Consider the following 14,022-nt stretch of genomic DNA (forward strand, 5'->3'; position numbering starts at 1 on the left):
ACTGCCGAGAACAGGAGCCACCATGCTGGACAGGGATGACACGCCAGAAGTCCTGCGCCCGGCGGGCGAATACGTCCGCGCCATCACCACGAGTGCGGGCACTACGAGCGCCGCGGTGCGCGGCATGACGCTGCCGTGCGGCCCCGCGTCGTCGCTCGATCACGCGCTTGTCGGTGAACGCGACTGGATCGCCATGACATTCGGCAACGCTGTCACGACGTGCCTGGCCCGCGTGAACCACGCTATCCAGGAGACGCGCGACGGAACCAACGCCCACGATGTGGCCGATATCTTCGGTAGTGCTGACATACGTAAGCACCAGGCGATCTGAGCGTTTCGGCACGAACATGCCCGGTGACGATGTCCGGCCTGATGCGGAGAGTGGAACGGAATGGAGCCGGAGCGAACCAGCCCCTATTGGGACGCGATCGTCGCCGATGACTGGCCTGCGATCTCTCCGGCGGCATGGCATGCTCTGGAGACCCGCGCGCGTTCCGCTGCCGCCGCGCTGAACACCGGTGATGCCGCGAAGGCTCGCCTGGCCTTCGATCAAGCGGTCCGCTCCAGCGGACGATTGCAGCCGATCAAAGACGAGATGCTGGCTCAGCAGGGCGTACCGCAGGCGTTCGCGGACGCGCTGATCGCCGCATCCGAGGTCTTCCGGGACTTCGGAGGGCTGGTCTATCGCACCCGCAACCGGATCCTGGACATCGTCGACGATGCCACGGCGCGGATCGCCGTCATACAGCGGCGCGCCGAAGAAGCCCGTGCCGCAGAGGAATCGGCACCACAGGACACAGCTGACACGATCTCGAACGTGCTTGGTGGGGCGCGCGCGGATGTCCGTGATGTGGTCGCGGCGGCGCACGCTTCGATCAGTCCGACCGGTCTGCCGTCGCTTGCGGTGATCTCTCAGGTGCTCCGGCAACCGGGCCCATGGGAGCCGGGCCGGTCCCGTTCCCGGCCCGAACCGCCGGGACATCGGCCCGCGCAGCCATCCGCCGAGGGTGGTGGCCGTGGCCAGCCCGAGGGCACGCCATCTCGTGACCCGGTCGGCCCGGATACCCCCGCGCCGCGGCCCGCACCGGTGTCACCGGACGATCGGTTCGAACCGATCGTGGTGCCGGACGAGATGGTGGATTCGACTTCACCGCCACCTGATGCGCAGACTCCCACCGACGGTGTCGGCGGTCCGACAGACCCCGATTCGGCCGTGCCGGGTGAGCCGGAAGCGACGGAGTCGCAGCCAGCGCCCGGTCCGCGGGAAACTCGTGACAACGGTCCACTCGCCCCCGACATGGGTGCTGGTGCCGTGCCGCCCGCGCGCGGCGGAGCGGGTGCTCTGCCGACACCGTGGGGGAGTGTGCCGGCCGAGACAACCAGGGGCGCTGCCGGCGTCGACGTCGGTTCGAGCGGTGTGAGCGACACCGACTCGGGCGATGGCGATGACACCGACCGGTCGGACCGCGGCGCGGGTCATCTGACGGGCGCGGGTGCACACCGCGGAGCGGAATCGCAACGGACAGACGCCGAATCCGGACGCCCTGGCGTCGACGACCCCGCACCAGCGGACTCCGCGCCGGGAGCCACCGACCCGCTGATGGATGCGGCTGTGCGCGCTGCTTCGAAAGAAGGGGCAGGTGCGAACAACTCGGGACCGGATGCGGCGGTGCAAGCCGATGCGATGGCCGGGATGCCTCCGCCGATGATGCCGATGGGTGCCTCACCGCCGGTCTCCGCCAACGCGCCCGGATCACCACCGGCGGTGACGACGAAGTCGAGTGGGCCGAGCATCGGGCCCGCGGCACCGGCGTCTTCGCCGTCGGCGGCGCCACCTACACCACCGACCGCACCCGCGAAGGCGCCCGTGGTGGGTACGCAACCACCGCAGAGCACATCGGCACCGGGCGGCGGCGGGGCTGCTCCACCCGGTGCGCCCCAGCAGGCGAACCGGGTGAATCCGCAGCCGGAGCCTGTTCCCGGTGATGCGACGCAGCCCGAGGACGTCGTCCGCCATGTCGTCGGGGCCGCGATGGCTGCTGCCGCGGGGCCCTCGTTCGTGCTCGGTGAGAAGGTCGACGGTGGCCTGGTGCTCGCACGGACCCTGCTGGCCGGTGTGCTCGCGGCCGCGCCGCAGGTGACCGGGACCGAATCGGCGGTGGCGGTCATGCGGCACTCCGGAGGGGTGAGCGCGTTCCTGACCTCCAACGAAGGCAGGGGGTGGATACCGGCCGGAGTGTTCGTGCCGCGGGAACTGTCCACACCATGGGTGTGGTCGGTATCGGAGGGTTCCGGGTGGGAGGGCATCTCCGACCCGGCGCGGGTGCTGGCGGAGTTCGCGCTCGCCTGGGGCCGCAAATCGGGCGCGCACTTGACCGCTCTCGCGTCGTCGCTGCCGATCGACGCGATGCTCCGCGCCCAGTTGGGTGAGGTCGCGACCATCGGCTCGGTGGAGCCCTCGCCCGCGATGAATCTGAGCGCACCCGGCCCGCGTCTGATCGATCGGCTGGAGTTGGCCGGATCACCTCGTATGCTGGCCCGGGTCGCCGAGACACCCGACGACGAGATCCACTCGCGTTGTGTCGATCTCGCGATCGACGCACATCAACGTCTCGCGCGGGCCGGCCTGAGCGGCGGTGATTCACTCGGGGTGGCCGCTCTGCGCGAGCGCATCCTGCCCGCGATCCGCCAGGGTGGGGACATACCGGAGCAATCATGGAGCGAGCTGCGCGACCTTGACGATCTGCTGTCGGTCTCGATGGTGTCGCACCGCTTCGATGCGACGCGGGTCGCATTGGGGGAGTTGCGTTCGGAGCAACCGGGTGCGCAGACATCGGTGTTGCGGGCCATGGTGTTCGAGCGACGGTGCGACGAGCTGGTGCTGCTGCTCAACGGTGAACCGACCCGGCAACGGCTGCGCGACGCGATGTACGCACATGCCCAGATCGCCGGACATCCGGCGCTCACCGAGCCCGCCGCGGGTACCGTCCGTCCAGTTCGGCGGCCGTCCGTCACCGCGCCCCGGATGTCCTGAGCGACATCGAATTCCCAGCGACGGGAAGCCCGGAGAATGAAACGGTCGGTGGTGTGGAAGGAGTGATCGAGCGTGCCGGAAAAGCTGGATCTCGACCCCGCGGTTTTGCGTCAACTCGCGGCCCAGCATGAGCAGGTCGCGCGCGACACTCGCCAATGGGCCAAGCAGCCCACGGATTGGCTCGCGGCCTTCCCGCGCACCTACGGTGCCATCGCTGACCCGGTGTACACGGCCTTGAAGGAGTACTATCAGGCCAGGGAAGACGCGGGCAACGCTCTCGCCGATGATCACGACAGGACCGCGCGGAACTTGCGCGCGTCCGCGGACAATTACGAACTCAACGATGAAGAAAACGCCGGAGCAATTCGGCGTGGCGGCGAAGAAGTCGAAAGTCCGACCGGTGGCGGGGGCACGCAGCCCGCGCCGTCGTCGCCGCCCCCGTCCGCGGGTGGCACGGCGCCCGACGCACCTTCCGATGGTCAGCGGCCGGATGCGCCGAGGCCGGAGGACGTGCGGCCCGACCCGGACGGCACGGGAACCACTCCGCCGCCGGATCAGTCGCTCCCGGGTGGAACGGCCCCCGACCAGCCGACCGCAGACGACGCGACAGCGACACCGACACCGGGGATGCCCGGAACCGGTGCACCGGATGGAGCGGGCACCGGCGCCCAGACGCCGACCACCGGTACCGCACCGCACATCCCGGCTGCGGCTTCGACCGATTCGTCGGCGAATTCCGCGACCACGCCGTCTACCGCGCCCACCGGCGCGGCGGCGGGTTCGCCCAGCGGCGCCGTCCCGCCCGTCACCGCGATGCCCGGGGCTGGTGTCGGTCCTGTCGCGGGTGCGATGGACGACCGCGCGGCCACTGCGCCACCGTCACAGGCCGCCGGACGCTCCGACGCTTCGCCGATGGCGATGCCCATGCCGACACCATTCGCCGCCGCGGTCGCCGCCGCCAAGGACAAGGCGGCCGAACCGGCCCATGTGGTGGGCGATCAGGTCGACGAGGATCTGGTGATCGCGCGGACCCTGTTGCAGGCAGTGCTCGCTGCCGCCGATTCATCGGTGATCGGCCTGTCCTGGGCGGTCTCGGTGATGCGCGGTCCGGCCGGTGCCGGAGTGTTCATCACCACCAACGAAGGACGCGGCTGGATGCCGGCCGGAATGTTCCTGCCGCGCGAAGTGTCCTCGCCGTGGATATGGGATGAGCTGCTCGGGACCGACGAGCGCACCGGGTCGCCGTGGGAAGGCGTTACCGATCCGGCCCGGGTGCTGGTCGAATTCGGAATGGCGTGGGGCCAGAAGGTCAATGCGAAACTGTCCGCACTCGTCTCCTCCGGTCCGATCGACCCCGGCCTGCGCGCCCAGCTCGGTGACGTGCCGACCCAAGGTCTCGTCGGTCCGTCCTATGACCTGGACCTGCGCGAATTCACCCCCGACACCGCCGATCGCCTCGGGCTGTTCGGCACGCTCGGAGCCCTCGAACATGTTGCCGAGGTGCCGGACAGCCAGGTTCCCGGCCGCTGCATCGAACTCGCTGTCGACGCACATCTGAAGGTGGGCAGGTCGGCGCCACCGGTCGAAGCGATGGAAGTCCGCGGTGTACGGGAGCGGATCCTGGCTCTGGTGCAGGCGGGACAACAAGTACCCGCCCCATGGTGGGACGACCTGCGTGACGCCGACGATCTGCTCGCGGCATCCATGCTGTCGCGCCGTGTCGACCCGGGCCGGGTCGGACTCGGGGATCTGCGGGTCGACGATTCCGATTCTGCCCTGCGCGACATGGTGTTCGAGCGCCGTTGCAATGAGCTGGTGCTGCTGCTGGAGGGGGAGCCGACCCGTCAAGGTCTGCGCGACGCCGTCTACGCGCATGAGCAGATCGTCGAGCATCCGTTGTTCGTGGAGGCTCCGTCGACGGTGTCGACCGTGTCCACCGCCGATACCGGGCGCGTTGCCCGTCCGGCCACCTCGACCGGAACGGTATCGGCGCCGGGCGTTTCCGCTGGACCGCCGGCAGGTGTGTCCGGGCCGCCTCCGGGGGCTGTGGCCGGGCCGCCTCCGGTCGCGCCACCGCCTTCGAGGAGCGACCAGGATGGTGTCTGAGCGTCCTTCGAGTTCTGATCGTGGCCACTGGCCCACCTCGGCCGTACGGCTGCGCTCGACAGGAGTGAAGATGTCTTTAGCCGAATCGATGGTTAGCGGGCGCCGCGGCGCTTCGGCTGGGCGGGATCGGGCGCGCTGATGGCCGAGTATCCGCTGGATGACTACCGGGAGCAGCAATACCTCAACAGCGGAATCCTCCCACCGGATAAGCGGAAGAACGGTGTGGAGGAGTTTCTCGCATCGCAACCGGAGCCCGAAAAAAAAGAGGAACCGAAACCGTCTCCCGAGAAATCAGAATCATCAGGGGGCACCGGGGATACGCACGTCCAAAATCCCAATGGCAGCTACCCTGTCGCTGTGAAAGTCCCGAAGGAGGGCGATGGCGGCGGGGCGTCGGGCGATAATTCGGAGAAGAAGGGCGGAGAGGGAAACGCCTCCGGCGATAATAAGAACAAGCTGGACGGTACGGCGCCGATCAATGGGGCGGTAGATCCGAAGTTCGACGCGCCCGCCGAGAAGGATATCAAGCTGGATTCCGGGACGGGACTCGGCGATAAATCGAACACGATAGAGGTCGGTAGTACCCTCAAGCCCGGTCAGGAACTGATATCGGATAACGAGCGATATTCGCTGCGATTCGATAAAAACGGGAACCTGATATTCGCGGACAACGATCTGGGGCAAAAGGTTCTCCAGTCGGGAACGATCCGCCCCGGAGATATGACGGGCGCGCGGTTCGACAAAGATTCGATCGATGTTCTCGGTGGCCATAACATGGCCAAAGGGGACGACGGTGACGCTGTCTGGTCCCAGGCGTTCCGCTTCGACAAAGACGTCGCCGACAAGGTCAAATATTATCGGATCAACGACGACGGCACCATCGTCGCGTTGGGTGCAGACAAGAAGACCATACTCGGCGTAGCTTACTATCTGGGTGATCAGAAGAAGCACTTCATTCCGATCGACTTTCCGGTCCCGCCCGGCGGTAGACCGATATTCTATGACACCGTCGAAGCTATGCGCCGAATTATGCAGCTTCAGGTGGACAATCTCGGCTCGGGCAAGCCCTCTGGTGCGCCGGATCCCGAGGAGGCGTTGAAAAATGCTGGTCTGCCGACCGGTAAATTCTCCTCGGAGATGGTGGACAAATACTACGGTCTACATGAGCGGATCAAGTCCCTCAACCGTGCACTGGACAAGAAGATCGACGAGGTCAAGGTGAAAACCGAAGATCTCGCGTCCCAGATAGAGGACTCGCGCAAGTACATCATTGACAGGCATGAACGGCTCTCCAATATAATGCAGGCCCCGATGGGGGCGAGTTCGATTCATGAAACCCTGGAGGAATACAAAGCGGGAAAGGTTCAGAGGGAGTACGACAAGGATGGCAACGTCACCTCTTTCGAGCTGAGCAAAGAGCTGGAGCAGAAGCTCCTGGAGGCGGTCCGCAGCACCTCCAACGATATCTCCAAGAAGATCAATGAGGTCACCGAAGCCGTCGAGCAGAACAAGCCCGATAAGGATCCGGGCAAAGGTACGCCGAAGGATGACGGTAAGACCAAGGACGACGGGACGAAGACGCCTCAGGGGCCGACGGATACCGGCCCGACCCCGACGGGGCCCGGTCCTACGGCGACCGGCCCGACCCCGACAGGCCCGACTCCAAACCAGGACTGGAGCAATACCTACAAGGACCTGCCGCTCGGCTCCGATACTCCCGGCGGTGCGACGGGCCCCGGTGCTACCGATCCGAAGCTGGCCAAGTTCTTCAACGATCTCGCCAATGACCTCGAGAAGTCCGCGACCGGCGGCGGAGCAGGCAGCGGCGGCGACGCGGGTGACGGGTCAGGTAGCGGGGGTGGTACGGGTACGGGCACACCAGGTGGCGGATCTGGTGGACAGCAGACCCCCGGCGGTCAGCAGCAACCCGGATCGCAGCCGGGCGGCAACGGGCAGCAGCAGCAACCCGGCCAGCAGCAGGGCGGCGGCGGGATGAATCTCGGGATGCCGCTGATGATGATGGTGTCGATGTTGCCGCAGGTCATCGGCCAAGCTGCGCAGATGATGATGGCGCAGAAGGCCGAAGCCCAGCAGCAGGAGCGGTACGAGGAGGAGCGTCGGCGCCAGGATGAGGAGCGCAAGGCCGAGCGGGAGGAGCGCAAGGCCGAGGAGAGCGGATCGGTCGCTCAGGCATCGGCTCAATCTCCGGCCGCCGATGCCGCGCCCGGGGTCGCCACCGCTTCGTACGGACCGGGTGCACCGCCGGCGGTCGTCATGCCCGGCGGTATGACCGACGCCAAGCTGCCGGATGGGTCGTCGCAGAAGGTTTCGTCGGTCGTCGCCTCGGCGTTGAACAAGGAGACCTACAACGACAACGGTAGCGACGCGCGCGCGGCCTATGCCGGGACCACCGGACAGCACACGCCGAGCAATCCGTGGGTGGCGGTCGATCCGAACAGCACTGATCCGAACCAGCGCCTGCGCACCGGTGATGTGATCCAGTGGGAGAACCGGACCGCGCTTGTCGTAATGAACGAGGCCGGCCTGAACGTCATGCTCAACGGCCAACTCGTGCAGATCGATCCGAACAACCCGCCCGACGACGGACACGGTCCGTTCGGAAAGTTCCAGGGGTTCTTCCATCCCACGGGGATCGACAAGGCAGGCGGCGATGCGACGGCGTCCGGCCCGCCCACGGTGGATGCGACCCCGGATACCGGGGGACCGGCGGCACCCAAACCGATTCGGCCACAGGTGTATACCTGAGTCGTCGATCCGAGACGAGCCGTTGCGAACGGTCGGAATACTGACCAGAGCATCCACGGCAGTGATTCGCCGTCGGTCTCGTCCGACGAATGCCGATTCGAACTCGACTCGGGCTGGACTGACACCTCACCGAAAATGGTGATTCATCGCCGATAGTGAAGTCGGCGGATTCTTGTCGATGCCCATACGTTCATCTCTGGGACAGATATGCAGTGAGATGCACGCAGCCATGATCAGACCGCTGCAACGCGAGAGACCGGCTCTGCCGTATCTCAGCTCATCGGCGAATCAGGCAGCGCCCGCAGCGGCATCCTTCGGTTCCGCGGGCTTCTGCTCCTGCGGCTTGGCCGGGTCGCCCGTAGGCTTGTTCGGGTCGTTGGATGCCGTCGCACCCTCGGCAGGCTTGTTCGGATCGCCGGGCGCGGCGGCCTGCCCTTCGGGCGACTTCTGTTCACCCGGTGGCGGTGGCGGTGGTCCGCCGCCTTCGGCCTTCTTGTCCTCGGCCTGCTTATCGCCCTCGCCGTTGAACAACTCGGTGAGCATCGGCAGCATGGGTATCAGGGACATGGGGATCATGCCGAGCATCGGCAGCATCGACAGCAGTCCACCGAGACCGCCATCGCCGCCGCCACCACCGGCTTGTCCGCCGCCCTGCTGGCCACCACCACCCGGGATGCCGCCTCCGGCGCCGCCACCGTTGTTGCCGCCGCCGTGCGCTATGTCCCAGTTGTGGTCGGCTGCTTCGACGATTCGCTCGCAGATCTTCCGCAACGCGTCACCGACCATCCGCATCAGCGCGTAATCTTGCGCACGCGTGAGCTTTCCGGTGACGAGCGAATACGGCGCCATTCCTTCTTTGAGCTGGGCCGTGATTGTCTTGATCGCAGCGAGGTTCTTGGACTTGTCGTCGGCCATGACCTTCGACGTCTGCTTCACCTTGTTGTCCATGGCGAGAAGCGAAGTCTTCGTCTGCTCGGTTTTACCGAGAGCTTTGGTGTAGGTTTCGGCCAGCTGGCCGTTCCCGACGCCATCAGCCTTCACGTTGCGCAACAAGGTGGCGACTTCGGGCGGCGGTGCCACGGTGTGTTCACGGCCCATGAGGTCGACGGCGAACCGGATGGCCTTCTCGGTCGCGGCGATGAGGTCTTTCGTCAGCTGTGAGGCGCCAGCTGGCGGAACGAGTTTCATCCAGTCGCCACTGCCGCCATCGGTCGGGCGACCCCCGGGGTTCTTGGCCGAAATCGGCACGACCGCATCGGGATCTTTCGGATCGTTTTTGCCGGTGGCGGGCTTGTCATCCGCGGGTTCGGCCGGTTGAACGACGACCTTGCCCTGCGCTTCATCCCTGTCGATGGCGCCGACCTCGGCCCCCGATCCTTCTGGACGCGCGACAACGGTGCCGACCGAGGGTTCGGCTTGCGTTTGTACGGTGCCCTGAGCGGGTGCGGCAACTACGGCCGCCTGCACAGGACTCGTGGTCGTCGCATCCTGCGATTGCTCGACCCCGGTGTCCGCCAAATCTGTCGCCATCTTGTCGACACCGCCTCCCTCTATTCGCCCATCATTGTCTTGTCTTCCCGACGTTGGGAAGGTTGTCAATACCGACTGCATCCCAGAGCTGGGAAGATCTGGTACGGGGCGACCGGAACAATGGCGGGTGGATCGGAGAGGCGGTCGATGATGCGCGAGAGTGGATCGGTCCGATGGCGCCAGGACTGACAACCGATGTCGACGGTGTGCTTCAGTCCATGATGGGGCTGTATGGCGAAGGTCAACCTGCGAAGGGTGCGGCGGCGGCCGCGGCGCAGGCGGTTGCCGCGGACAACAGCGGGCGAGGCGGCCAGATGATGGCGCGATTGGCCGAGGCCAGCGGTAGGCATACCGCGGCGGTCGAGACGCAAAAAGGCAAAGATGGATTTGTCGACAAGGCAACGACCACAACCGGGGACGGAACGCTGGCCGGGCGTAAATCCATCGACACCCAGATCGCCGAATTCCAGGCGCGGGCGCGGGCGCTCAGCAGCATCGCTGACGCGCGTTTCGCCGGACCTGCGCTGCTCGACTCCGCGAACACAGCGATATCCAACGCCACCAAGCAGGTCAACAACGATCTCGATTCTGCACGACGACAGGCCGCGCAGATCGTGCCACCTCCGGTGCCCAAGCAGCGTGAGCGGCGGGTGGTTCGCAAGCGGGGCCGTAGCGGTCTCCGGACGCAACGTGCTGGGCGCGGCGGGGGCCGGGCGCTGCGAGCCGGACGCAACGGGCTTCGACCTATCGGCAAACCCGTGCCGTCGGATGGCACGCTGGGCGGCCGAGCTGTGAGTGCGGCCAGCGGTTGGCTCGGCGCACCCTACGTCTGGGGTGGCGGAGGTTCGGGCGGCCCGACGGGCGGTGGCTTCGATTGTTCCGGATTGACGCAGTATGCCGTCGCGCAGGCGACCAATGGCGAGGTCGAATTGCCGCGGACCACCTACGACCAGATCAACAGCGGCGTTCGCGTGCACCCCTCCGACGTGCGACCCGGCGACCTGGTATTCCCGATGTCTTCGTTCAGTGCCAGGGGGCCGGAGCATGTTCAGCTTGCGGCGGGAAACGGCATGGTGATCGAGGCGCCGACGTTTGGGCAGCATGTCACGTGGTCGGAGATGTCCAGCGATGTGGTGGTAGTCCGAGTGATGTGATCGATCCGTCACTATTCCCAAGCTTGGGGATTGAGATGGGCCGCGTCGCGGGTCCCAATCGCTAACCTGCACGGAAGGCGATGTCGGCGGAAGGGAAGTCCGAGTGTCAGCGGCCGAGGACGCGTTCTACACGGGTGTACAGAGTTTGGGGCTTGTCGCCGGAGGTGTGCGCAACGAACAACATGCGGCCGCCGCCTTCCGGACGGCGACCGACCTCGATCCGGACATGTGCGATGCCTGGTTGGGCCGCGCGATGGCCGGCGAGGTGACCTCCGAGGTGATCTACGGTGCGTACCGCTCCGTGCACAACCTCTATCGAGACCAGCAGCGCGCCGGCCTGGCCGATCGCGCGTTGTGGTGTCAGGTCGAAGTGGGCATGTACGGCCTGCGGGTCGCCATGGCCGACCGCGACCAGATCTCGATCGCACAGGCCTGTTTCTACGCCGATGGCGGCGAATGGCGTGAGGCCGCGGCGATCCTCGACGAGGTACCCGGCGATGAAGTGGCCGGATTCGTCCGCATGTCGCTGTACTACCGGACCGAACGATGGACGGAAGTGATCGCCGCGCGTACCGCGCAGCCGTCGTTGGAGGACGGGCTGCTCGATATCGCGGCCGAGTTGATGACCGCATCGGCCCTCGCCCATCTCGGACGTTTCGGCGAGGCGATGCCACGCGCCCAGCGCATCGTCGAGGACAGCTCCTCGGGCAACCTGTCCTATATCTGGGCCGATGCGCACTTCTTGCTCGGAATGCTGCTGCGGCACAATGGCGATACCGAGGCCGCCGACAAGGTGCTCGGCGGGTTGCAGGGCTCCGGCCTCTGGGGCGAGCGCGAAGAGTGGCAGCGCGCGGTGCGCGACAAGAGCTACCGCTTCGCGATCACCACGCCGGAATTGATCGCTTCTCGCTCCGACATATGGGACGCGCGCTCCGGCGACGATCCGGTACAGGTCGCCGCTACCGCCGCCAAGGCCGAACGCGAGACACTGCTGACCGAAGCCTCCGAACTACTGAACGCCCAGATCGGGATGGCGTCGGTGAAGGAGCAGGTGGACCGGCTCAAATCCGGTGTGCTGATGGACCAGGTACGCGCCAAGCGCGGCCTCGCGGTCGAATCCAAATCGCAGCATCTGATCTTCTCCGGGCCGCCGGGTACCGGTAAGACCACCATCGCCAGGGTGATCGCGAAGATCTTCGCCGGTCTCGGTGTCGTGCAGAACGCCGAGGTGATCGAGGTCTCGCGTAATGACATGGTCGGTACCCACCTGGGCCACACCGCGCCCAAGACCAACGCGTTGATCGACTCGGCGCTCGGCGGAGTTCTGTTCATCGATGAGGCGTACACCCTGATCCAGGAGGGGCTCTCCGGCGGCGATGCCTTCGGTAAGGAAGCGGTCGACACCCTGCTGGCCCGGATGGAGAACGACCGGGACAAGCTCGTCGTGATCATCGCGGGCTACGAAGACGAGATCGATCGGTTCCTCGCCTCCAACGACGGTCTGGCCTCCCGCTTCACCAAACGCGTCCGTTTCTCCAGCTATGGCGCGAACGAGCTGGTGCAGATCGCCGAACACATTGCCGAGAAGAAGGACTCGATCCTGTCCGACCAGGCCAGGGAGGTGCTGCGGCAGCGTTGCGAGCAGTTGGCCGAACAGAACCGCGATGGTAGGCGCCTGATCGACCTCGCGGGCAACGGCCGTTTCGTCCGCAATGTGGTGGAGGCGGCGGAAGCCGAACGTGACTACCGGTTCACCCGCGACAATCTGGACGTGACGACGATGACCGACGAAGAACTGATGACCGTCGACGTCGCCGATATCACCTCCGCGCTGGCGGGTTTGGCGCCGACCAGGTGATCTGATGGCACGTTTCCGGGTGGTGACCAAACACCAGATATCGGGCTGGCGTTTTCTCCTGCACCGGATCGAGCATGCGCTCGTTCGCCGTGACGCGTCGATGATCGATGACCCGCAGCGCGGGCGGTCGACGGCGCTGACCATCGGTATCGCGCTTGCCTGTGTCGGTGTGGTCGGTGCCGCGGTGATGGCGTTCTTCAAACCGGCCAAAGTGGTGGGTGATTCGAAGATCGTCGCCGACAAGGACACCGGTGCGCTGTATGTCCGTATCGGTGAGCGGCTGCACCCCGCATTGAATCTGACCTCGGCGCGGCTTGTCATCGGTTCGGCCGAAACGCCGGTGAAGGTATCCGGCGGCGAGTTGTCGAAGTATCCGCGGGGGCCGTGGGTCGGAATCCCCGGTGCCCCGGGAAATATCATCGACTCGAACGAGAAGGATTCGTCCTGGACGGTGTGCGACAGCACGCGTACCGGCGCGGCGTCGCCGGTCAACCCGCAGACCGGGCTGCCCACCGTCACACTGTCCGCACCGCAGACCACCGCGATCGGCGGTCCGCTCGAGGTCGACGGGCAAACCGCTCGTAAGCTCGCCGGAGCCGAGGCGAGGCTGCTGCGCGACGCGTCCACCACCTGGCTGATCTATGCCGACCCGGAGCAGGGTTATGTGCGTGCGGCCATCGACCTTGCCGACTCCGCCGTGGTGCTCGCACTCGGCATCGACCCGACCGCGACGGTGGTCGCCGCGTCCAAGGGACTCATCGAGGCCATTCCCGAGGTTCCGCCCATCAGGGTGCCGCAGATTCCGGGCGCCGGCGAGATGGCCACCCTGTCCACCGGTCTGACGGTGCCGGTGGGGTCGGTGCTGACCGTATCGGCCGCCGAGAAGGAGGGGGCCAGCTACGTGGTATCGCAGTCCGGCGTCGTGCGGGTGAGCGAGGTGCTGGCCGCAATGATCCGCAATGCCGACTCCCAGGGCGCGATCTCGCGCCGCACAGTCGGACCGGACGTGATCGCGGCGAATCTGCGGCCCGGTGCCTGGCCGGGGACCGCGACGTATCCGGCCGGTGAGGTGCAGATCGTGGAGCCGGAGCGTTTCGGGGTCACCTGCTATCACTGGTCGCGCTCCGACGGCGATGCCGCCGCAACAACCGAGTTGCTGGCGGGGGACCGGTTGCCGTTGCCCGCCGGTGAACAGGGCCGTACCGTCCCGCTGGTGACCGCGCAGTCATCGCAGGGCACCACCGCGAATGCCGCCTACCTTCCCCGGACGACCGGCCATTTCGTCCAGATCACCGGATCGGACCGGGCTTCACCGCTGCGTGAGTCGCTGTTCTGGATCTCCGACAGCGGTGTGCGTTACGGCATCGATGTCGGTGAGGCCGGCGGCACCGCTGCCACGCAGACGTTGTCCGCACTGGCGCTGCGCAAGCCCGTACCAGCCCCATGGAGCATTGTGTCGCTATTCGCAGTCGGCCCCACCCTGTCGAAAGCCGACGCCCGCATCCTGCATGACGGAATCCCGGCGGACAAGACCGGTGTCGGGTTCGGCGAACCGTCGTGAGCGCCACCCGTCG

The 14,022-nt window shown here is 66.3% G+C and carries 8 protein-coding genes; 7 read left to right on the plus strand and 1 reads right to left on the minus strand.

The annotated features are described in order from the left end of the window. The first annotated feature begins 22 nt into the window (after window positions 1-22). From QH168_RS06940 to QH168_RS06955, 4 genes are all read left to right on the plus strand, one after another. A complete protein-coding gene (locus tag QH168_RS06940) occupies window positions 23-331 on the plus strand; it encodes a hypothetical protein (RefSeq protein WP_280233642.1) in 309 nt (102 codons plus the stop codon). Window positions 332-391: 60 nt separating this feature from the next. Beyond that, window positions 392-3,034: a hypothetical protein gene (locus tag QH168_RS06945; protein WP_280233644.1), complete on the plus strand. Its 2,643-nt coding sequence runs from the start codon at window positions 392-394 to the stop codon at window positions 3,032-3,034. A gap of 72 nt (window positions 3,035-3,106) precedes the next feature. Then, window positions 3,107-5,140 (plus strand): type VII secretion target, encoded by a 2,034-nt coding sequence (locus QH168_RS06950; protein WP_280233645.1) that lies wholly within the window; start codon window positions 3,107-3,109, stop codon window positions 5,138-5,140. A gap of 138 nt (window positions 5,141-5,278) precedes the next feature. Next, the gene (locus tag QH168_RS06955; protein ID WP_280233646.1) at window positions 5,279-7,906 is read left to right on the plus strand and encodes a hypothetical protein; all 2,628 of its coding nucleotides are present in this window, start codon (window positions 5,279-5,281) and stop codon (window positions 7,904-7,906) included. A gap of 288 nt (window positions 7,907-8,194) precedes the next feature. On the opposite strand, the gene QH168_RS06960 is transcribed toward QH168_RS06955, so the two are convergent. Continuing rightward, a complete protein-coding gene (locus QH168_RS06960; RefSeq protein WP_280233648.1) occupies window positions 8,195-9,424 on the minus strand; it encodes a hypothetical protein in 1,230 nt (409 codons plus the stop codon). 185 nt (window positions 9,425-9,609) lie between these two features. Between QH168_RS06960 and QH168_RS06965 the strand changes: the two genes are divergently transcribed. The 3 genes from QH168_RS06965 (at window position 9,610) to eccB (ending at window position 14,009) form a co-directional block, all read left to right on the plus strand. Next, window positions 9,610-10,590: a C40 family peptidase gene (locus QH168_RS06965; protein WP_280233649.1), complete on the plus strand. Its 981-nt coding sequence runs from the start codon at window positions 9,610-9,612 to the stop codon at window positions 10,588-10,590. Window positions 10,591-10,693: 103 nt separating this feature from the next. Next, a complete protein-coding gene (gene eccA / locus QH168_RS06970; RefSeq protein WP_280233650.1) occupies window positions 10,694-12,448 on the plus strand; it encodes a type VII secretion AAA-ATPase EccA in 1,755 nt (584 codons plus the stop codon). A gap of 4 nt (window positions 12,449-12,452) precedes the next feature. Then, window positions 12,453-14,009 (plus strand): type VII secretion protein EccB, encoded by a 1,557-nt coding sequence (eccB, locus tag QH168_RS06975; RefSeq protein WP_280233652.1) that lies wholly within the window; start codon window positions 12,453-12,455, stop codon window positions 14,007-14,009. Window positions 14,010-14,022: the final 13 nt, after the last annotated feature.

Origin of the sequence: Nocardia cyriacigeorgica, assembly GCF_029868385.1 — a bacterium.
Taxonomy (GTDB): domain Bacteria; phylum Actinomycetota; class Actinomycetes; order Mycobacteriales; family Mycobacteriaceae; genus Nocardia; species Nocardia cyriacigeorgica_F.

Excerpts from the sequence above, each read along its gene's own strand:
- QH168_RS06940 (WP_280233642.1), top strand. The coding sequence starts at position 23 with ATGCTGGACAGGGATGACACGCCAGAAGTCCTGCGCCCGGCGGGCGAA.
- QH168_RS06945 (WP_280233644.1), top strand. The coding sequence starts at position 392 with ATGGAGCCGGAGCGAACCAGCCCCTATTGGGACGCGATCGTCGCCGAT.
- QH168_RS06955 (WP_280233646.1), top strand. The coding sequence starts at position 5,279 with ATGGCCGAGTATCCGCTGGATGACTACCGGGAGCAGCAATACCTCAAC.
- QH168_RS06965 (WP_280233649.1), top strand. The coding sequence starts at position 9,610 with ATGGCGCCAGGACTGACAACCGATGTCGACGGTGTGCTTCAGTCCATG.
- eccB (WP_280233652.1), top strand. The coding sequence starts at position 12,453 with ATGGCACGTTTCCGGGTGGTGACCAAACACCAGATATCGGGCTGGCGT.